General features: G+C 47.3%; 18 protein-coding genes. 1 reads left to right on the plus strand and 17 read right to left on the minus strand.

From position 1 onward, the window contains the following. Position 1: 1 nt before the first annotated feature. The 10 genes from J2Z65_RS06980 to J2Z65_RS07025 all read right to left on the minus strand — a co-directional run bounded on the left by J2Z65_RS06980 (position 2) and on the right by J2Z65_RS07025 (position 12,931). Positions 2-1,087, minus strand: coding sequence for a Gfo/Idh/MocA family protein (locus J2Z65_RS06980; RefSeq protein WP_167061495.1), 1,086 nt, complete (start codon positions 1,085-1,087; stop codon positions 2-4). A 24-nt stretch (positions 1,088-1,111) separates the two neighbouring features. Then, positions 1,112-2,179: an NAD(P)-dependent alcohol dehydrogenase gene (locus J2Z65_RS06985; RefSeq protein ID WP_167061499.1), complete on the minus strand. Its 1,068-nt coding sequence runs from the start codon at positions 2,177-2,179 to the stop codon at positions 1,112-1,114. A 21-nt stretch (positions 2,180-2,200) separates the two neighbouring features. Further along, on the minus strand, positions 2,201-3,820 hold the full coding sequence (locus J2Z65_RS06990; protein WP_167061502.1) for a response regulator: 1,620 nt from the start codon (positions 3,818-3,820) through the stop codon (positions 2,201-2,203). Between the two features lie 186 nt (positions 3,821-4,006). Continuing rightward, a complete protein-coding gene (locus tag J2Z65_RS06995) occupies positions 4,007-5,764 on the minus strand; it encodes a cache domain-containing sensor histidine kinase (RefSeq protein WP_167061505.1) in 1,758 nt (585 codons plus the stop codon). A 106-nt stretch (positions 5,765-5,870) separates the two neighbouring features. Next, complete coding sequence (locus tag J2Z65_RS07000; RefSeq protein ID WP_167061508.1) at positions 5,871-6,713, minus strand: carbohydrate ABC transporter permease; 843 nt, start codon at positions 6,711-6,713, stop codon at positions 5,871-5,873. Then, positions 6,710-7,672, minus strand: coding sequence for a carbohydrate ABC transporter permease (locus J2Z65_RS07005; protein ID WP_167061511.1), 963 nt, complete (start codon positions 7,670-7,672; stop codon positions 6,710-6,712). Before J2Z65_RS07005 ends, J2Z65_RS07000 begins: the two co-directional genes overlap by 4 nt. 227 nt (positions 7,673-7,899) lie before the next feature. Next, positions 7,900-9,969 carry an alpha-glucuronidase family glycosyl hydrolase gene (locus J2Z65_RS07010; protein ID WP_167061514.1) on the minus strand — a complete coding sequence of 690 codons (2,070 nt, stop codon included), beginning with the start codon at positions 9,967-9,969 and terminating at the stop codon, positions 7,900-7,902. A gap of 58 nt (positions 9,970-10,027) precedes the next feature. Continuing rightward, the gene (locus tag J2Z65_RS07015; protein ID WP_167061516.1) at positions 10,028-10,822 is read right to left on the minus strand and encodes a Nif3-like dinuclear metal center hexameric protein; all 795 of its coding nucleotides are present in this window, start codon (positions 10,820-10,822) and stop codon (positions 10,028-10,030) included. Between the two features lie 81 nt (positions 10,823-10,903). After that, on the minus strand, positions 10,904-12,217 hold the full coding sequence (locus J2Z65_RS07020) for an ABC transporter substrate-binding protein (RefSeq protein ID WP_167061518.1): 1,314 nt from the start codon (positions 12,215-12,217) through the stop codon (positions 10,904-10,906). Positions 12,218-12,499: 282 nt separating this feature from the next. After that, a complete protein-coding gene (locus J2Z65_RS07025; RefSeq protein ID WP_167061521.1) occupies positions 12,500-12,931 on the minus strand; it encodes an SRPBCC family protein in 432 nt (143 codons plus the stop codon). A 166-nt stretch (positions 12,932-13,097) separates the two neighbouring features. On the opposite strand from J2Z65_RS07025, the gene J2Z65_RS07030 reads away from it, so the two are divergent. Continuing rightward, on the plus strand, positions 13,098-13,334 hold the full coding sequence (locus tag J2Z65_RS07030) for an AbrB/MazE/SpoVT family DNA-binding domain-containing protein (protein WP_145659828.1): 237 nt from the start codon (positions 13,098-13,100) through the stop codon (positions 13,332-13,334). Positions 13,335-13,410: 76 nt separating this feature from the next. Here J2Z65_RS07030 and J2Z65_RS07035 read toward each other — a convergent pair whose 3' ends face one another. From J2Z65_RS07035 to J2Z65_RS07065, 7 genes are all read right to left on the minus strand, one after another. Beyond that, positions 13,411-13,677, minus strand: coding sequence for a hypothetical protein (locus tag J2Z65_RS07035; protein WP_167061523.1), 267 nt, complete (start codon positions 13,675-13,677; stop codon positions 13,411-13,413). A gap of 121 nt (positions 13,678-13,798) precedes the next feature. After that, complete coding sequence (locus J2Z65_RS07040) at positions 13,799-14,365, minus strand: peroxiredoxin (protein WP_167061525.1); 567 nt, start codon at positions 14,363-14,365, stop codon at positions 13,799-13,801. Between the two features lie 34 nt (positions 14,366-14,399). Next, a complete protein-coding gene (locus tag J2Z65_RS07045; RefSeq protein WP_167061528.1) occupies positions 14,400-14,639 on the minus strand; it encodes a glutaredoxin family protein in 240 nt (79 codons plus the stop codon). A gap of 29 nt (positions 14,640-14,668) precedes the next feature. After that, positions 14,669-15,619 carry an NAD(P)/FAD-dependent oxidoreductase gene (locus tag J2Z65_RS07050; RefSeq protein ID WP_240159819.1) on the minus strand — a complete coding sequence of 317 codons (951 nt, stop codon included), beginning with the start codon at positions 15,617-15,619 and terminating at the stop codon, positions 14,669-14,671. A 398-nt stretch (positions 15,620-16,017) separates the two neighbouring features. Beyond that, complete coding sequence (mglC, locus tag J2Z65_RS07055) at positions 16,018-17,049, minus strand: galactose/methyl galactoside ABC transporter permease MglC (protein ID WP_167061534.1); 1,032 nt, start codon at positions 17,047-17,049, stop codon at positions 16,018-16,020. Positions 17,050-17,066: 17 nt separating this feature from the next. Beyond that, entirely contained in the window at positions 17,067-18,584 is a 1,518-nt protein-coding gene (locus tag J2Z65_RS07060; protein WP_167061536.1) for a sugar ABC transporter ATP-binding protein, read from the minus strand. 143 nt (positions 18,585-18,727) lie between these two features. Continuing rightward, on the minus strand, positions 18,728-19,804 hold the full coding sequence (locus tag J2Z65_RS07065) for a galactose ABC transporter substrate-binding protein (RefSeq protein WP_167061538.1): 1,077 nt from the start codon (positions 19,802-19,804) through the stop codon (positions 18,728-18,730). Between the last annotated feature and the right edge of the window lie 254 nt (positions 19,805-20,058).

Below are 20,058 nucleotides of genomic sequence, written 5' to 3' on the forward strand. Positions count from 1 at the left end.
ATTATGATTTGGGCACCCAGCATTGGCGCTCTGTCGTGATGGTTTCACCGGTTTGAATCGCTTTCTCGATCATCATCCCAATATACTGGTCCTGCGAAGCCTCTTCAAGACTATAGAAGCTAGGTCCGCCAAACGTGTAGTCCGCCATTTTTTGCAAACATGCGGCAATGGCAATCTCGTCATCGTATAACCTCGCCGGGGCGAACGGATTCTCGTAGACCCATCGTTCTCCGCAAAGAATCCCTTTCAAATAATACCCTTCTGCATTTTCCAGCTCGCCTTTATTCATACGCTGCAGCTCCATTCGAAGCTCCGTGCACGATTCCTGTTGAATCAGGACCCGGTTATCGAAGATTTCCCCGCGCTCTCCTCTGACAGATAAATGATTCGAGCGTGTCCATGAACGGTGCTGGTCTTTCGTAAAATCATAGATTCCCAGACGGTCCCCGAAGTCCAACCATGCCAAATCCCTCTGCAATGGAATCCGTTTATCTTCTGTGGGCGGACCGCTGCGTGTAGGTCCCTGAACCCACTCCGACTCAAAACGCATCGCCTTAATGCGCACGTCTTCGAAGTTCACCCCGAGCATTTTCCGAATTAAGCTGACGCCATGATATAAATGTGAAATCGATACAGTCGTTTCGGTAATTTTACCAAGCCGACCTGATTGGATAAGCTCCAATCTAGCTTGCTGCACCGGGTGAAAATGGTACTGCTCCGCTACCTGAACACGAGCACCATGAAGGGTTAATTTATCATGCAGAAGCTGGAGTCCAGCCAAATCTGGAGCAGGCGGTGTTTCCAGCAAGACAGGGATACCAAGTTCTGATAGCTTCAAAAGATAATCCAGACTTTGCGCAGGTGAGACAGAGACGACCACAAAATCAGGCTGCTCTTTCTCAAGAAGCTGCTCAAGCGTTCTGTATGTCGACGTTCCCCACTTCGACTCCATTTCCTTGGCTTTGTCCTCGCTCCTTACAACCATTCCGCTAATTTCAAACCGCTCTGGCAGTGCCTGAGCAATTCTTAGAAAATATTGCGCCCGAAAACCGGCACCACCGATCAAGCTAAATTTCACTGGACTCAACTTAACTACCTCCCCATACTCGGCTTATAGAACTTCGTTCGGATATACCATGACCTTCAGGCTGCCGCTCTTATTATGAATGGCGCGCTCCAATGCGTCCTGCGTCTGCTCCAGCGGATAGCGGTCTGTAATAAGCGCCATTGCGTCAATCCCGTCTCCGGCAAGAAACTTAATGCCTGTCGGATACGTATTTGCATAACGGAAAACCCCATAAATATCAATTTCATTGTCCGCCATGAACGGGACATTCAGCGGAATTTCATCCTGCGCAGGCAAGCCTACGATCACAAGCTTGCCGCCTCGGCGCAGTGAGTAGAGCGCCGATTGTAAAGCTCTCGCATTGCCGGCAGTCTCCCAAGCGGCATCCACGCCAAGCCCATCCGTCATCTCCTTGATGCGCTGAACCGCATCTTCTTCTTTGACGTTGATGACGTCCGTCGCTCCCAACCGTTTGGCAGCATCCAATCGTACCTGCTCCAGATCGGTGACAATAATCCGGCTTGCACCGAATGATTTTGCTGCCGCAACGGCCATTAGGCCGACTGGGCCCATGCCCATGATGGCAACCGTCGAACCCGGCTGCAAGCTGCAGCGCTTAGCCGCATGAATGCCGACCGAGAACGGCTCGACCAGTGCCGCCGCCTCAAAGGACAAATGATCCGGAATGGCGAACACCATATCCGCGCGGATTTTCATATACTGGACGAAAGCGCCGTCCACTGGCGGTGTCGCCAGGAACTGCACATCCGGGCACAGATTGTAACGGCCTTCCTTACAAGCCTGACAGTGTCCGCAGGTCACGCCGGGCTCGATCGCAACGCGGTCGCCGAGGCTCACATTCGTTACGGAGGCTCCTACAGCCGCGATAATTCCGGCGCATTCGTGCCCAAGAATAATCGGCTTTTCAACAACATAGCGGCCAATTCTGCCATTTTCAAAATAATGAACGTCCGAACCGCATACACCGACCGCCATCACTTTGATTAACACTTCATTGGCGCCAACTTGCGGGACAGGGCGCTCCTCCATCACGATCGTTCCTGGCTTCGTCATGACAGCCGCTTTCATCATTGCTGGTAGTTGTTCTTTCATTTCTTCCCGCTCCTTCTATCTTTATTTAATGAGCTCTGTCGGATTCATGCCGGTAAATTTCTTGAAAAGTGTGCTGAAATAGGGCACGTTTTTGTAGCCAACCTGCTCCGCTACCTCATAGACGAGCATATTTCTTTCCAGCAGCAGTTCTCTTGCTTTTTCAATGCGCACACGCGTTAAGTAGGTGTTGAACGTTTCGCCTGTCATATTTTTGAAAATGATCGACAAGTGATTTCGCGAGATATACACCTTATCTGCCAAATCGGCAAGTGTCATATCATCCGCGTAATGCTCATGAATATATTGTGTCATAAAATCGACGGCTTGTCTGTGTTTGCTGTTTCCTCTCCACTGCCGGCTGTTGAAAATAACAGATATTTTGGCAGTAAGCCATTCCGATAATTGCTCCGGCAAGGTCAGTCCGACCATTTCTTTCACTATCTGGTCATTCGGGAAAATGTCATCCAGCACCATACCAACCTCATAGAGACAATAGGCGAAAATCCCCCACAGCTCTCCGGCCAGCATCTGCACGTAATCCGGCGTTATCCCTCTTTGCTCTTTCAGCTGTTCGATATATTGGGCCACAAGCTGCTGAGCCTGAGTTTCCTGAGAAGCCTTCATAGCGCCAGCCAACTCAAAATAAAACTTGGCCGGCCGGATCACTATCGTCCCCTGATCACTTCTCATTTCCTCGCTATAGGCAAATAAATCATAGGCCGGAGCAACACGCCGAGCTCTCAAATCAATGGCGCGGAACGCCTCTTCCGTCGAATCCGGCATTTCCGTCCAATCATCTTTGGTGCCTCCGATGCCGACACGAATGACCAGATTCAAATAACTTTTGATACAGTCAATAAGCCTGATCCCAAGATCGCCAAGCTCCTTTTCCAGCTCTTGCTGCGAGCAGCAGGCCTCCGGATGAAGAATAAGAACAGCTCGTGTTCCATGAAGTTCCACATATTCAATCTCACCAAACGTTTCGCGCGCGATCTCGCAGGCGATATTGCTAATTGCAAAACGAAACAAGCTCCAGTCAGGCAGCGACAGGTTCGCAGTGCGAACATCACGAATTAGATCGATGCCAATGACAACATGTTTGCTCTCGGCCCAAAAGCGGTAAGGCTCCGGCAGCCGATCCTCATTGCGATAAGAGCTGTCCAAGGTGCCGGCGACAGCCGACTTCACCCATTCCTTTTCGATAAATGGCTCGTACATCATCAATTTCTGTTGAAGCTCGTCCTGTTTGATTCGCTTCTCTTCTTCTTCCATCAGCTCCTGCGCGACTTTATTTAGAATTGTTTTCAACGTAGGGACACTGATAGGCTTTGATAAATAATCGGTGACATTGTACCGAAGTGCTTGCCTCGCGTGCTCAAAATCCTGGTAGCCGCTCAGAATAATGATTTTTCCGCAATACCCTTCATTTCTTAACTGTTCAATCATATCAAGGCCGTTCATAACCGGCATATAAATATCTGTGATGACAATATCCGGCGCAGATGATCGAATGAGTTCCAAACCCTCCTCACCGTTCAACGCTTCCCCAGCCCATTCTGCGTCCAGTTCATCCCAAGGTATGGCTCGTTTCATTCCCTGAAGAACTTGGCGTTCATCGTCTATGATGGCAATCTTCCACACAACGCTGGCCTCCTAACCTTCAACTAATGTTAACTTAAGCGACTGCTATGTCATATAACTTTGGCCCGGAACAGACATTAGTTCCAGGCTTAATTATTCCATATATCCAAACATACTTTCATAGTATCAATCCATGCTCGTCTTTGAAATAAGAGAGATGCACGATTTATTTTAAAATACAACGAACTACTCCGCTTTAACCAGTTGATCTTTCGCCGGGGGCTCAGTCAGCCGGGGAAGATCAATGATGACACGTGTACCTCCCTCTGCCCGCTCCGTCAAGGTAATGCCATGATCTCCGCCGAAATAGCCGGCTATTCGTTCCTTCACATTGCGGATTCCGTATCCTCCGGTATGCCTTTTATGTTTCCTTTCCACTGCCTGCTGAAGTCCGACCCCATTGTCATCGATCGTAATTTGGATGCTATCCTGCCTATCCTGCAGCTTAATATGAATGTGGCCCTGACTTCGCGTATTAAAGCCGTGAACAATTGCATTTTCCACGAAAGGCTGAAGTGTCAACTTAGGGATGAATAGCTCTCGAATGTCCGGAGATACCTCAATTTCGTAGTCGAGTCCCGTTCTCCACCTTAGCTGCTGAATTTCTAGATAGCACTCGATATGCATAAGCTCCTCGCCAATGGTGATAAAGCTATCCCCGTTCGAGAGGCCGATCCGAAACATCCGTCCCATTAACTCCAAGATGCGGCTGATTTCGTCCTGCCCTGCTTCAATCGCCATCCAATTCAGCTGATCCAGCGTATTGTAAAGGAAATGCGGGTTAATATTTGCTTGAAGCGCCTCAATCTCCGCTTTACGCTGCTGCTCATATCTGCGCTGCAGGGAGAGATACAGCTCTTCGATTCGCTCATTCTGCTTACGGTAGCCGGAGAATAAATAACCGAATTCATTTTGATAATCGACCGGAAGCTCCACATTATTACCGCCTACGGAATAGACGCCCATTGCGTTCACAAGCTTTTTGATCGGCTTTGTGAACTGTTTGCTCAAATAATGCGTCAGGAGCAGCGTCAACAGAACAGCCGCAATCCCGATCAAACCGATCACTTCGGCCAGCCTGATACTGCCTTCCGTAATGTCGTGCCATGGCGTGATCTCAACCAACGTCCAGTTGGAATCGAGTAGCTTTGAGTACACCAGAAGGGAATCGCCCGCTTCGGTACTGCTCTTGGTGCGAACAAAGCCCGATTGCTTCATTTTTGCATCGCCGTCAATCCACTTAGACAGCTCGTTATGGTCCGGGATTTGGCCAATTTTCAAAAATTGTTCTCCCCGCGAGTCAATCATAATCCGGTTCGATATGGATGAATGTCCGGCGAGCAGGCTCCTAATTTGATCAGCTTTTACGTGAATGACCAGAACCCCTAAGTACTTATCGTCGTACATAATTTTTCTGGCAAAACTCAGGACCGGCACATCCCCTTGAAAGCTTGGAATTTGATGCTCGATGGACCATGTAAAATCATTCCCCGTCAGCAGCTCAGCCCAGGGCTGCTTATTCAAATCCGCCATATCTCGGAACTGAATATAGCTTTTAGCATCGCCTTGAAGCGGACGGTTCATATACAAATCAATCCCTTGGATGAGTGGAATCGAATAGGTCAAATTCGCAAGCGCCTTTTCAACGCTCATGGATCCCCGGTACCGGTCGAACTCATCCTGTTTATTGGTCAAAAAGGTAATCAATTCATTGTCGCGAGACGTAGACAACGAGATTTGTTCAATGGTAACCAGCCTTGTCGTAATTTCATTATTCAGCTCGTCCAGCAGCTTTTGCTGGTACTGAAACGTAGTTTGGGCAAGCTCCTTCGATGATATGCTGTAACTGGCCCATACGCTGCAAGCCAGCACAACAATAATGAACCCCGCAAAGCTGCGGAAAAACAAATGATCGATTCTAAACTTTTTGAAAGGATTTGTCATGCGGTTTGCGCTCCCGTTAAGTATCCGATTAGGCGAAAGAAACGGTAAAACAACGAAATGGCTTCGCTGCTTTACCGTTCTATGAATTCGTTATTTGTTTTTCATCTTATCCTTTAATACCTGTCGTTGCAATCCCTTCGACAAAGTACTTCTGCAAGAACATGAAGACAATTGTCGCAGGCACAATCGATACAAGCGACATCGCAAGCAGTTGTCCCCACTCCTGTCCCGATTGCGAATCATTAATCATCCGCAGGGCTAGACCGACGGTATACTTATCGACTGAGTTAATATAAAGCAGATGGCCCAGGAAATCATCCCAATTCCATAGGAAGCAGAAAATCATGACCGTAACAATCGCCGGCTTCGTAAGCGGCATAACAATTCGCCAATAAATGCCGAACCACGAGCAACCGTCCATTTTGGCCGATTCATCCAGCTCTTTGGGAATCCCGCGCACGAATTGGATGAGCAAGAAGACGAAGAACGTTCCGCCTGCACCGCTGGCGAGCAAATGCGGCACAATAAACGGCAAGTACGTATTCACCCAACCTAACTGGTGGAACATGGCATACTGCGGAATAATGAGCACTTGCCCTGGAAGCATCAGTGTGACCATGAGCAGAGAGAACCAGAAGTTTTTCAGCGGGAAATCCAGCCTGCCGAAACCGAACGCGACAAGTGTGCTGGAAAGCAGCGTTACAGCCAGAACGGCAATTTCAAGTCCGAACGTGTTGACGTAAAAGTCAGTGAAGGAATGTCCCGGAACCGAATTCCAGCCGTTCACAAAGTTGCTCCATTGCGGCGTGGAAGGGAAAAGATTCGGCGAACTTAATTCAGCATTGGATTTCAACGATGCGCCGATCCACCAAAGGACCGGATAAGCCATCAATAAACTGAAGGCGATCATGAACAGATGTCGGACAGCTTGGCCCCATTTAATGGTCATTTGCTTTTCTTACCTCCCGTATCCGTTTCGTAAAACACCCAGTATTTGGAGGTACCGGCAATAATGGCCGCCACAATCACGATCATGACGAGCATGATCCATGCTAGTGCAGAAGAATAGCCTAGTTGATAGCGGCTAAACGCCCGTTCATATAAGTACATCGCATAGACGTAGGTGGAGTTCATCGGTCCGCCATTTGTAATGACATATGCCGAGGTGAACATTTGAAACGCATTAATAACGCCCATAATCAAGTTAAAATAGATTGTCGGAGATAGCATCGGAAGTGTAATCTTAAAAAATTGCACAAACCGGTTCGCTCCATCTACCCCTGATGCTTCATAGAGATCATTCGGGATTTGCTTTAATCCAGCTAGAAAAATAACCATCGAAGATCCGAATTGCCATACGGTTAATAAAATTAGCGTCCACAAGGCTGTGCTCGGATTTGTAATCCAGCCAATCCCTTGAATGCCGAACTTGGCGAGAATTTCATTGAAAATCCCGTCAACGCCGAAAATGTTCCGCCATAGCAAGGACACCGCAATACTGCCCCCGATCAAAGACGGGAAATAGATCGCCGTACGGTATGCCGAGATCCCTTTCATTGCCTTATTCAGCAATACGGCCACTAGCAGAGCCGCGGCCAGCTTCAGCGGTACGGAAGCAAGCACGTATAAGAACGTGATTTTCACGGATTGCAGAAACTTGGCGTCCGCTGTAAAGATTCGCTCATAGTTATGAAATCCGACCCAGTTGATGGATTCCATCAGCGTATAGTCAGTAAAGGAGTAGTACAACGATAAAAACATGGGATAAGCAGTTAGCCCGAAAAATCCGAGCAACCACGGCAAAATAAATAAATATCCCGCAATTGGCGCGTCCCAACGACTTAGGAAAGAACGGCGTTTCTTGGTGCCCGCAGCGGCTTTCACGGCAACGGCTGTGGAACGATTCATGTAGGTTCACCTCTGCAGTTTGTCTGATTGCTTGTATAGATCAAGTATAAAGGTTGTTTCACATGTACTAAATGAGAGGAATAATCGAATTCTTTCAAAATATCCCGATTTACAAAATTAAGAGCCCCCAACGTCTCCTATTTCATTCAAAAGTAGCTATTCTCATGAAAAAAGAGTCCCGAGGGACTCTTTTACATTTATTTTTCTAGCTGCAGTGGATGCCGCCATTAATATATCTTTCTCCCTAACGCATCTGCAATGCCGCTCTTGCGGAAGAAGTACGTGTTGATCATATCGCGCCATTCTTTCGCATGCCCAGCTTGCTCAGCAAGGCGCTCCCCTACGTGTTTGTGCACAAGCTCGCCCACGCTTCCTTCAAGGCTGGCCCATCTCGCCACCAACTGTTCAGCCCGCTCCACGCCTTCAAAATGCGTGTTATAAATGTGCTGAATCACGGTTTGGCCTGAGTGCAGCACATGCGTGTACGGCACATGATGGAAGAACAGCAGCAGCTCATCGGGGCAGCTTTCAACCGACTCGTACGTGTCGTAGTTCGCACCTTTGTACTGCGCCGCGTAACCAGTTCCGGTTGCCTTCGTCCGGTCGACACCGATGCCGTGGCAATCCGCAAAGTGATACGTTCCCCACTTCGAATATTCGTAGCCGTCTACGTTTGGTCCGTAGTGATGGTCTGGATTCACCATCCAGCCAACGCCGAGCGGCGACGTATAGGCCTCATAGATGCTCCATGAGTCCATGAGCATGCTCATCACCACACTGACGAGCTTCTCGTCACCGCCGAAGGTCATGCGAATCCATTCCTCCGCAATTTCTTCAGCGGACAGATCCGGATTCCATGCCAAGCGGCCATATCCGTACAGATTCGCCTGTGCAAGCAAATGGCCTGTCCAATTGACATCGTCTCCAATATTGGACACGGCGGCAAAACCGCTGAGTTTATTGCCATGCAAGGACCCATCAACAATACGTTTAATGCTGGACCCCTCACCCTTTGCATAGGTTTCGAAATCAAGCACTTCTTTCCACTGTGGTACGAGATAGCACAAGTGGCGCTGTTGCCCCGTATATTCCTGTGTAATCTGGAACTCGATCATCTGGTTCGTCGTCTCCATTGCTCCAATCAGCGGAGAAACAGGCTCCCGCACTTGGAAATCCATAGGGCCATTCTTCACCTGCAAAATGACATTATCCATGAATCTTCCATCCAGCGGTTTAAAATGATCATAAGCCGCCCGCGCCCGGTCAGTCGCCCGGTCACGCCAATCCTGCTTGCAGTTGTACACGAAGCAGCGCCAAATAACAATGCCACCGTAAGGCTTAAGCGCCTCTGCCAGCATATTAGAGCCGTCAGCATGATCGCGGTCATACGTAAACGGTCCCGGGCGATTCTCCGAATCCGCCTTCACCAAGAAGCCGCCAAAATCCGGAATCGCGGCATAAACTTCAGCTGCTTTGGCACGCCACCATTCACGCACTGCAGGGTCGAGCGGATCAGCTGTCGATAGCCCGCCGATTTCAAGCGGACTCGCATAGTTGACGCTCAAGAACAGCTTGATGCTGAACGAACGGAACACAGCAGCCACCTTGGCTACATCCGGGAGGTACTCACCCGTTATGAACTTCGATTCCCATTTATGAACGTTCACATTGTTGATCGAGATCGCATTGAGCCCCGAAGAAGCCAGCAGCCTTGCATAATCGCGAACACGTGTCAGATCCGTTGTAATACGGTTATTTTCAAAGAAAATCGACTTCCCAGCGTAGCCCCGCTCAATACTACCATCGATGTTATCCCATTGATTGATCATGCGCAGCATGTTCACCGGGTTTTCAATCACGTCTAATTCGTTCACAGCTTGTTTAGTACTGAAGAGTCGAAGCAAGTGAAAAGCTCCATACAAAACACCGGATGTCGATGATGCGCCAACCACGATACTGCCGCTCGCTTGATCTATCTTGATCGCAAACCCTTCAGGCTTAATAGCCGAACGCGTCTCTTCGCCAAAAGTACGATCTACAAGCGCATTACCGCCGCCGAACGTACCCAGCGCAATCACAGCGCCTCCTGCATCACTTTCAGCGACGCGAATCTCTTTGCCCAGCAACTTGCCGATACCCTGGGACAGTTCTTGGACAGCCGTACGAATCACTTCGTCTTTTTCCGTGCAAACAATTCGGCTGTGCACCGCATATTGGTCATAACGCTCGCCGGGCGCTATCGGATGAAATTCAAGCCAAGCATGGTAGCCGGTTTGTTTTGTTTTTGTATCGCTCATGAGAAAATCTTCCTCTCCATGTATTCGTCATTCTTATTCATTACATTTATGACATTAGTTAAATTGATTGAAAAACTTGCTTTTCCGGTATGAAATGCACCGGTAGATCAGGATACTTACTCGTCAGCATCTCAGCCAAATACTTCATACCAGGTTCTTCGCTTTCGGCATGCCCAAGTGCAATGAAAGCTCTTTTCCTGCCTTGGTGCAAAGCATCACGCACATATTCGGGCGTCTCCCACTCAGGGCCTTCGCCTGCAAGGATTACATCGACATCGTCATTTTGAAAAAGTGGAATCGCCATCCTACCTCCGCCTCTATATCCCGCAAGAAGACCAATTCGTGTGCATTGCGCGTTCAAATCTCCGGCTGCTCGGACGAATGAAATCCCCAGCTTGCTTTTTACATATTCCGCGAGCTCCTTCACCGTCATCGCCGGAACAGTCAGCAAAGAGGCTGCCGGTCTATTTTCAGTAACATAGGATGACCAGTCTAAAGCTTGAATCAAGCCTGTCATAATGCCATCCGGTCGATACCGATGCCAATAATCATGAAACCGGAAGATCGCAATCCCTGATTCCTCGATGAGTTTTTGCTTTGCTAGGTAGATGGGATCATTTAAAAGCAGCTCAATCTGGTCATGGTGATGATAAAATGTACCTTCATGTGTAATAAGCAAATTAACGCCCAAGTCAATAGCTTTCTGAATCACATGATGTGTCGCCATGAATGTCGTCGCAATGCCTTTCACTTCCGCCGACGGATCACCCGACTTCAGTGTGTCCACGGTTACGTCCAGTCGCCCGATCGGTTCAATCAACTGGTCCAGAATATCTTGAACGCGGATCGCCATAAGCTCACTTCCTTTCCTCATCCACATTGTCCCGTAAAAAAGCAAGAGCCGGAACAGGCATGTTCCGGGCTCGTTTTTGCCTTATTTTTCGTAAGCTTGTGCAGCTACTTTCAATTGGTCAAAAGCTTTCTCCGGTGTTGTTTTACCGAAGCTCAGTTGATCGCGGACTAGCGGCCAATCCTTATCAATGTAGTTCGTCCAGCCTTTTACGCCGGGATTCCATGTTTGTCCGTCTTTCTCAGTTGCGTGCAGCAGAGCAGAGCCGATTTTATCAACGTCGCTCATACTGGATTCCAGGGAAGTAGCAATTTCTTTGTTAACCGGCAACCCGCGTACCGTTGTCAAAATTTTCGCAGCTTCCGGATCGTTGACGAACCAATCCACGAATTTCTTCGCCTCTTCCGCTTTTTTGGAGCCTGCGGAAACACCCAAGTACAAGGATGGTTTCAACCAACCGCCGGCTTCAACACTGCGAGGCATTGTTACTAGCGCATAAGCGCCTTTTTTCAAGCTATCCCATGAACCGTAGTTGCTGGAGAAGCCCATACGGAACAAAATTTTACCGTTAACCATCAAATCCATTTTCGGGTCAAACTCTTTATCAGAGGAGTTCACATCCGCAGGAGGCACAATTCCATTTTTGCGCATCTCGTCAAAATTCCGCGTCCACTCTAAGAAAGTAGCTTGATCGACATTGAATTTCCCATCCGCAGATACGACCATACCTTTCCCTTTTGCATATTGGAATGCAGAGTAAGCGAAATAGTCGCCGGCATAATCTTTCGTGAAGTACTGCCCTTCCGGAAGTTTCGTTTTCGCTTCCTTCGCAAGTGCGAAGAAGTCATCCCATGACCAGCCATTTTGCGGAGCTTTCAATCCAAGCTTGTCCATAGCGGCTTTATCGTAAATCATTCCGTAAGCTACTGAACCTAATGGCATTGCATATTGTTTGCCAGCGGCTTGGCCCCCGGACAACACTTTTGCATCAATTTTGCTCACATCAACACCCGTTAGCGGAGCCAATTGATTGCGGCCTGCCCAATCCGAAATCCAGCCTGGATCAAGCTGCATAATATCCGGAGCGTTGTTCGCGGCTGCTTGTGTGGACAGCTTGTCCAAATATCCGTCAATACCGGAATACTCCGGCTCAAAAGTCACATTCGGGTGTTTTTCCGTATACAATTTAAGTGCAGCGAGCGTCGCCTCATGACGAACCGTAGCCCCCCACCACATAATGCGCAGTTTGACCGGTTCATTGGATGCCGCAGCTGTTGCTGCCGCCGTGCTTACGGGTGCTGAATTGCTATTTGATTTGCCGCCGCTTGCACAGGCTACCAGTGATCCGGCTAGCGCGGTCGCTAATACTAACCCCAGAGAACGCTTCCATTTAGTCATCGTGTGTAATCCCCCTATACTTCATCAGTGATGTTTTGCTTACATTTATAGTACCAATAGTGATCTATGGTTTATATAAGAGAGATGCACGAATTATTTTAAATTTGCCCGAAAATGATCCCCTTCTAGATGTTCAACATAAGAAAACCTAGCGGAACATGATCCGCTAGGAATTTTCAATGACGTTTACCTTGGACGAATTCCAATCAAGCGAATGTCCAGGCGTCCGCACCAATTGCTTACTGCTCTTTTTAATCTCAATTTTACTTTGCTTGCTTAACCTTACTTCACAATACCAGCTCTCAGCTTCGTAACGCCGAACTCCAGATATGCTTTAAGGCAAGTCAACATATATACCCAGCCTTCTTTGTTATCAATCAATAGCGGGATAAGGTCCTTATCGTCTGCATCAAAGCCTTCCTCAATCACTTCAATAATCGTCGTCGAAGCATCCGCCGCTTCCAGCGACATCGTCACCACATGGCCTTTCTCGCCTGGCCACTGGAACACAATTTTCTTGTTAGCCTCAACTTCCAGCACATTGATATCAACTTCGGCATGGTACTCTTCATATTTCAATGTAATCCGCTTCCCTGGCTCCCATCTTCCAGAACCGGAGGAGAACCAGTAATTTGACATTTGGGTTGGATCGACTAGAGCTTCAAAAACGTCCCCAGCTGGCCTCGCAATGCTAAATTTCGTTATGTTGTTCATTCGCGTTCAACTCCTTTGTCCACATTATAGGCAACCTATGGAACATATGCAAAGTTTAACATAATACCTGCAAGTAAATAAAAGGAATTCAAGTTCAAATGTGGAATAGTAGTATTTATCAAAAAATGAAACGATTAATCTTAAAATGCCTAGGAGGCTGTTTAGCATGAGATCAACAGGGATTGTAAGAAAAGTTGACGAGCTAGGACGCATCGTATTGCCAATTGAACTTCGTCGCACACTGCACATCGATATTGGGGACGCAATTGAGGTTTATGTCGATCCGGAGCGTATCACACTCAAAAAGTATATGCCCGCTTGCGTGTTTTGCGGCAATTTCGAGAATATGACCTATTTCAAAGGTAAAATGGTTTGCAGCTCCTGCGTAGATGAAATTAACTAAACAAAAAGCCTCTGTCCGCTAAGCTGACTGTCATCAACTGCCGCGGTACAGAGGCTTTTTCTTCTGTATATAAACCCTAAAAACGAGAGAGTAAGATAGATACAAGCATGCCCGCAATCGCGATCCAAAATAAATAGGAGCGCAGCACACGCTTTAAGCTCTTGTCCTGACGTTCCATGACCGCCTTTTTTCGAGCAGAACTAGAATTCGTCTCCGCATCTAACTCATCTGTGACTTGTGAGCGCCAATTCACGAATTGAAACCCAATCCCGCTGACTACAACGGAAATCATAAGTAAAATCAAAGAACCCATAAATAATTTGTCCGATATGGACTGCATCATATATCTAACCTTTCTGTCTTCGCCTCATTTGCTTTTCTATTATACTGCAAATACAGCATCGAATACATACAAAAGCCCCAATCCGCGGATCATACACGGAAAGGGGCTTGTTGATTCAATCTTATAACGTTTTATCTCCTGGCTTCCAGTTCGCCGGACAAAGTCCTCCGGCTTGAAGCGCTTGAAGCACACGGAGTGTCTCATCTACAGAGCGTCCGACATTCATGTCTGTGACGACTTGATAGCGAAGCACGCCTTCCGGGTCGATAATGAACAAGCCGCGGTGAGCTGCGCCGGTTTCATCATCCAACACGCCATAAGCGCGAGCTGTTTCTTTGGAGAAATCGCTGACTAGCGGGAATTTCACGGGGCCGATGCCGCTTTGATCACGCGGCGTTTGGGTCCAGGCTCTATGCGTGTACACGCTGTCCACGGAAGCTCCTACGATTTCGCATTCGAGATCCAGGAATTCCTCATAGTGATCGCTGAAAGCTACAATTTCAGTTGGACATACGTAAGTGAAATCGAAAGGCCAGAAGAAGAAAACGAGCCATTTGCCTCTATAGTCCTCAAGTGAAATTTTTTCTTCTAAAGTTTCCATATTTTTTGTGGACAGCAGCGAAAAAGTTGGAGCTGGCAGCCCTATTTTAGCAAATGGATGGGAGGGTTGTACGGTTAATTGTGTCATGGCTCTCTCTCCTCTTTAATCGAATTTTGTTTGATTAGACAGTTACTTCAGCCAACGCTTTTTTGAGCTTCGTCACATTGAGACCTAGAATTTTGTGTTCGCCAATTACCGTTACGGGCAGCGACATTAAGCCCATATCATGAAGTTCTTGACCATATTGATCATTTAAATCAATGTTTCTTTCTTCATAAGCAACTTGTTGATCCGTTAAGTATTTTTTTAACTGCGCACAATAAGGGCAATTTGTACTGGAATAAACAATGACATTAGACATAGAAATTCATCTCCTTGGAAGGTATAAGATTATTTGTACTGCGGGATCAACTGAGCCCGTTTATTAATAAATTTATCAACAGCCATGGCCGCAATGGCCCCATCCGCAGCTGCTACGACGGCTTGCTTAACAGGTGTTCGTCTAACTTCCCCCGCTCCAAAAACGCCCGCAACCGGTGACTGCATGGAGCTATCAAGAATCATGAAGCCTTCCTCATCCAGCGGAACTTGGTCCTGAAGAAAGTCTGTCCCAGGCTTGCTGCCGGATAAGAAGACGAATACTCCGTCCACATTGAGCACTTCCTCAGTCCCCGCACTGGTGCGAATGCGAAGACCTTCTACCTGATTGTCGCCTAGCACTTCAAGCGGTTTGGCTTTATAGAGGATATCCGTTCCCGGCAGCTCCGGGGTGTGGTGAACGCCTTGCAATTCAGGGCGTGGCACTACGAAGTAAATTTTATCCGTGAATTTGCTTAGCGCTTGCGCTTCTTCCAAAGCCTCTTCCGTATCCCCGATGACAGCGACCGTTTTCCCTTCAAAGAAAGCTCCATCGCATGTCGCACAAGTACTCACACCGCGTCCAAGTAAATTCTCTTCGCCAGGCAGCATGCGATTGCGTCCTTTAGAGCCTGTAGCGATAATAATCGACTTGCCTTCATACATACCGTCAGCCGTAAACACAACCTTCGTCTCGTCTTCCACATCGACAGCTGTGATCGTCGTTTGAATAAATTCAGCGCCAAAGCCTTTCGCCTGCTCGCGCATTGTATCCAGCAGATCCTTGCCCGACATTTCTCCGAGTACTCCCGGGTAATTCGCAATTTTGTGCGTGATAGCTAAAGCTCCCGTATTCGGCGCCTTGTCAATCACCAGCGTCTTCAAGTTTCCTCTTGATGTATATATGGCAGCAGAAGCTCCTGCCGGCCCGGCTCCAATAATAATGACATCATACATTGCGGCTGCACCCTTTCTACCATTCAACTGCTTGTCCACTGATAATCAATATCAGATAATAATTATTATAAATAAAATAATATAAAAGTCAATCCTTTTTAATAATAATTATAATTAGTAGTAGTTAGTATGAAAAGAATGAGTTGCACCAACAAAAGCGAGTGGATCCCACCTTTTCTTATCAGCAATGTCTAAAGCTTTTTGAATAACACCCCCAATATATAAAAATACCAGCTTATCCCAAAAGGAACAATCTGGTTATTCTAACTTTTTATAACTTTTCATTCAGCCAATTTCTCTTGCGTGCACCCTAAAACTGAGCATATCGGAGATTGCTGAGCGCTGCGAGGCATCCCATTTGACCTCAGAGCCTAATGCTTCACTGACAAACAGGCTGTCCCTCTTTCAAGACAGCCTGTTATCCATTATTTAGAGTTCATATATTTACGCATATCAAAAGCTACCGCAGCAACAATAATGACACCTTTAATGATCAACTGCCAATATGGACTAATACCGATAAACGTCAGACCGTAGTTGATAACGCTGAAGATCAATACCCCTGCCAGAACGCCCGGAACCGTTCCTATACCGCCGGAAGTCGATACGCCGCCGACTACGCAAGCCGCAATCGCATCAAGCTCGTACATATTTCCGTAGTTGTTCGTTGCACCGCCGGTTCTTGCTGCTTCCAGCACCCCAGCCAATCCATAAAGCGCGCCTGCGATAGAGTAGATGTAGATCAAGTAACGGTTTACGTTGATCCCCGAAACAACTGCAGCGTGAATGTTGCCGCCGATGGCATACATGTATTTCCCAAGCTTTGTTTTGTTAAAAACAATCCAAACGATAACCGCCACGACGATGGCAATAATAACGATGTAAGGAATGGAGTAAGTCGAACTGGAACCGATTGCACCAGTACCAATCTGGCTGAAGTCAGATCTCAATCCGCCGATCGGCTGGGACTGGTTCGGTTTCATATCAAAATACAAGGAGTTGGCACCGTATACAGCTACCATCGTACCGAGTGTTGCGATGAACGGCGGAACTTTAAACTTAGCGACGATAATCCCGTTGATAAAACCAATCAAAAGTCCGGCTGCGATCGCAATCAGAATTGGCACAAGCAGCGGCAGATACGGAAGGTCCGGGAAAAATTTGCGGCCGTAATCTTCCGTTTGCAGCATCGAAGCCGAGATAACGGCACTCAAACCGACGATCCGTCCTGTCGAAAGGTCGGTACCTCCCGTAATCAAGATAAAGGCTGCGCCCAAGGCAATAATGACACGCGTAGACGACTGCAGCAAAATATCACGAAAAATACTGACGGATAAAAAGCGCGGATCATAGATCGTAATGCCGACAACAAGCACGATAAGAACGATATAAATGGCATATTTACTTATAAATCCGCTAATGTCTCTGGACTTTATTGTTTCTGTTTTTGTACTCATGGTTTCTTAGCCCCCCATTATGCCGTATGCTGTGCAGCAAGGCGCATAATCTCTTCTTCTGTTGCTTTATTTCCTTCTACGATCCCCGTAAGGCGCCCTTCACACATAACCATGATTCGGTCTGACATCCCAAGCAGCTCAGGCATTTCAGACGAAATCACGATAATACTTTTTCCCTGCTTCGCAAGGTCTGCAATGATGGAATAAATCTCAAACTTCGCGCCTACGTCGATGCCCCGAGTCGGTTCATCCAGCAAGAGCACGTCCGGCTCTGTGAGCAGCCATCTCGCCAGCAGCACCTTCTGCTGGTTACCGCCCGAAAGATTTTTGATCAGCGCATGCATGTTCGGCGTCTTCACGCGAAGCATTTCAATGCTTTTCTCCACTTCGGCTTTGCGTTTCGACTCTTGAATGAAACCAAGCGGATTCATATACCGGCCCAAGTTCGCGATCACCGTGTTTTCCAATACGGACAGCACCGGGAAGATTCCCGTTACGCGACGCTCTTCCGTGAGCAGCGCGATTTTATGCTTAATGGCATCAATCGGCGACTTCAGGTTCACCTGCTTGCCATGGATCGAGACCTTGCCGGAAGCAATCCCACGCAGTCCGAACAAAGCTTCAATCAGCTCGGTCCGCTGCGCGCCCACTAGGCCGCCTACACCAAGAATTTCTCCCTTACGAAGGTCGAAAGAAACGTTCTTAAAGGATCTTGGAATGACCGAAGTGAGTCCCTCAACACGCATTAATACACCGTTCGGCACATTGCTTCGTTCAGGGAAACGCTCTTTGAGATCACGTCCAACCATCTTCGAGATGATCATATCCGTTGTCAGCTCTGACGATGGCCACGTCCCGATTTTTGTTCCATCACGCATAATCGTCACTTCATCCGAGATTTCGAGAATTTCTTCCATTTTATGTGAAATATAGATGATCGAGACGCCACGACTCTTCAAGTCGCGAATGATGCGAAACAGTTGCTCCACTTCATTGCCTGTCAGCGACGAAGTCGGCTCGTCCATAACAATGACTTTCGAATTGAAGGAAACGGCTTTGGCAATTTCAATGGATTGCACTTTGGAAACCGACAGCTCTCCAACGAGTAGATCCGGATCAATATCCATTTGAAGCTGTTTAAACAAGCTTTCAGTATCTTTACGCATCTTCTTGTGATCAACTAGTTTCAAAGGTCCGATACCTCTTTGCGGGAAGCGGCCCAACCAAATGTTCTCCATCACGTTACGGTGTGGAACCGGGTGCAGCTCCTGATGAATCATGGAAATGCCGCTTGCCAATGCATCCTTAGAATTCAGAATGGAAACGGATTCCCCATTCAGCTTAATTTCTCCGCCATCCGGCTTATAAATGCCGAATAAGCATTTCATCAACGTCGATTTACCAGCCCCGTTTTCTCCCATCAAAGCATGCACGCTTCCTGGGCGTACCTTCAGGGTAACGTTATCCAGCGCCTTGACGCCGGGGAACTCTTTGGAGATTTGATTCATTTCCAGTAAATACTTATGTAATGTCATGGTAACTCCCCCTACCAGCTCACGATAATCCCCACAAAGTGAAGCCATTTTTCTATGCTTATTTCTCTTTGTCTCTGTACGAGTTTTCAAATATGAGGGCAAGAGCGGAAAACTGCTCTTGCCCGCCTCTATAAACAGACAGATTACTTCGCTTCGTTCATGTTAGCTTTTGTAATCTTTTTGTAGGAAATCCAAACATATTTACCGTCTGTAACATCATAGCCTGTCGTTTCTTTGCTTGGTACTAGACCATTAGCAAGAGCAGTTGCTACATTCGTTGTTGCAGCACCTTGGTTTTTCGCATCGTTCAGAACGGTTCCAAGCAATGTGCCATCACTAAGTGCCTGAAGCGCAGGAGCCGTAGCATCAACGCCTACAACCGGCAAGTATTTGTTGTCCTTGAAGTAACCTTTCGCTTTCAAAGCTTCAATAGCGCCGAGTGCCATGTCGTCATTGTTCGCAAGTACCGCTTCGATTTTGTCCTCGTTGGAAGCCAGGAATGCTGCCATTTTTTCTTGACCTTTTACACGATCCCACATCGCCGTATCTTCAGCTACTTTTTCTACGCCTAGACCAGCATCTGTAATCGCTTGGATGGAGAATTTCGTGCGAAGCTCAGCATCTTGGTGACCCGGCTCGCCTTTAAGCATAACGTATTGGATTTTACCGTCTTTATTTTTGTCCGCTTCTGGATGAGCTTTGAAGTAGTCAACCAGCAATTGACCCTCCATCGTTCCGGATTGCTCGGCTTTAGCGCCTACATAGTAAACTTTGTCCCATTTCTTCATGTCGTCAGCCAGCGGCTCACGGTTCAGGAATACAACCGGAACATTAGCTGTTTTGGCTTTATCGATGATAACGCCTGCAGCTGTACGGTCAACCGCGTTAATCGCTAGCGCGTTTACTTTTTTCGTGATGAAAAGGTCTACTTTATCGTTTTGCGTCGGTTGCGAGTTTTGGCTATCTACGATATCCATGGTTGCTTTGTCTTTCGCAGCATCAGCAATCGCAGCGCGAACACCGGACATGAATGTGTCATCAAATTTATAGATAGCTACACCGATTGTTGGTTTTTTGCTATCTGTTTTAGCTGGAGCTGTTGTTGCAGCTGCACCCGTGCTTGCTGCTGGAGACGTCGCAGGCGTTTCTGTTTTATTGCCACATCCTGCCACAGTTGCAACCAAAGCGCTCGCCACTGCAAGGGTAATCAATTTTTTCAAGGTAATGCCCTCCCAAATAGGTTGATTTGTTTAATTACGTTACCTACTATATGGCATGGAAACCGGGAAACAAAATGCAATATCCTCATGTCTTCTATCAAAATTCTCATCACTTTATAAAATAGAAACAGCCGTTTTTGATTGTGTAGAAAGTATCATGTTTTGGATAAGAAATATCATTTTTTCACGGTTTAATTAGATGTATACTAGGGGGTGAAAAATTGAATCTTCATAGATTTCAGCTGAAATAAGTT

It is taken from the genome of Paenibacillus aceris, assembly GCF_017874035.1.
GTDB classification, from domain to species: domain Bacteria; phylum Bacillota; class Bacilli; order Paenibacillales; family NBRC-103111; genus Paenibacillus_E; species Paenibacillus_E aceris.

Excerpts from the sequence above, each read along its gene's own strand:
- J2Z65_RS07040 (WP_167061525.1), bottom strand. The coding sequence starts at position 14,365 with ATGACACAATTAACCGTACAACCCTCCCATCCATTTGCTAAAATAGGG.
- J2Z65_RS07015 (WP_167061516.1), bottom strand. The coding sequence starts at position 10,822 with ATGGCGATCCGCGTTCAAGATATTCTGGACCAGTTGATTGAACCGATC.
- J2Z65_RS07025 (WP_167061521.1), bottom strand. The coding sequence starts at position 12,931 with ATGAACAACATAACGAAATTTAGCATTGCGAGGCCAGCTGGGGACGTT.
- J2Z65_RS07005 (WP_167061511.1), bottom strand. The coding sequence starts at position 7,672 with ATGAATCGTTCCACAGCCGTTGCCGTGAAAGCCGCTGCGGGCACCAAG.
- mglC (WP_167061534.1), bottom strand. The coding sequence starts at position 17,049 with ATGAGTACAAAAACAGAAACAATAAAGTCCAGAGACATTAGCGGATTT.
- J2Z65_RS06985 (WP_167061499.1), bottom strand. The coding sequence starts at position 2,179 with ATGAAAGAACAACTACCAGCAATGATGAAAGCGGCTGTCATGACGAAG.
- J2Z65_RS06995 (WP_167061505.1), bottom strand. The coding sequence starts at position 5,764 with ATGACAAATCCTTTCAAAAAGTTTAGAATCGATCATTTGTTTTTCCGC.
- J2Z65_RS07010 (WP_167061514.1), bottom strand. The coding sequence starts at position 9,969 with ATGAGCGATACAAAAACAAAACAAACCGGCTACCATGCTTGGCTTGAA.
- J2Z65_RS07060 (WP_167061536.1), bottom strand. The coding sequence starts at position 18,584 with ATGACATTACATAAGTATTTACTGGAAATGAATCAAATCTCCAAAGAG.
- J2Z65_RS07020 (WP_167061518.1), bottom strand. The coding sequence starts at position 12,217 with ATGACTAAATGGAAGCGTTCTCTGGGGTTAGTATTAGCGACCGCGCTA.
- J2Z65_RS07000 (WP_167061508.1), bottom strand. The coding sequence starts at position 6,713 with ATGACCATTAAATGGGGCCAAGCTGTCCGACATCTGTTCATGATCGCC.
- J2Z65_RS07035 (WP_167061523.1), bottom strand. The coding sequence starts at position 13,677 with ATGATGCAGTCCATATCGGACAAATTATTTATGGGTTCTTTGATTTTA.
- J2Z65_RS07045 (WP_167061528.1), bottom strand. The coding sequence starts at position 14,639 with ATGTCTAATGTCATTGTTTATTCCAGTACAAATTGCCCTTATTGTGCG.
- J2Z65_RS07030 (WP_145659828.1), top strand. The coding sequence starts at position 13,098 with ATGAGATCAACAGGGATTGTAAGAAAAGTTGACGAGCTAGGACGCATC.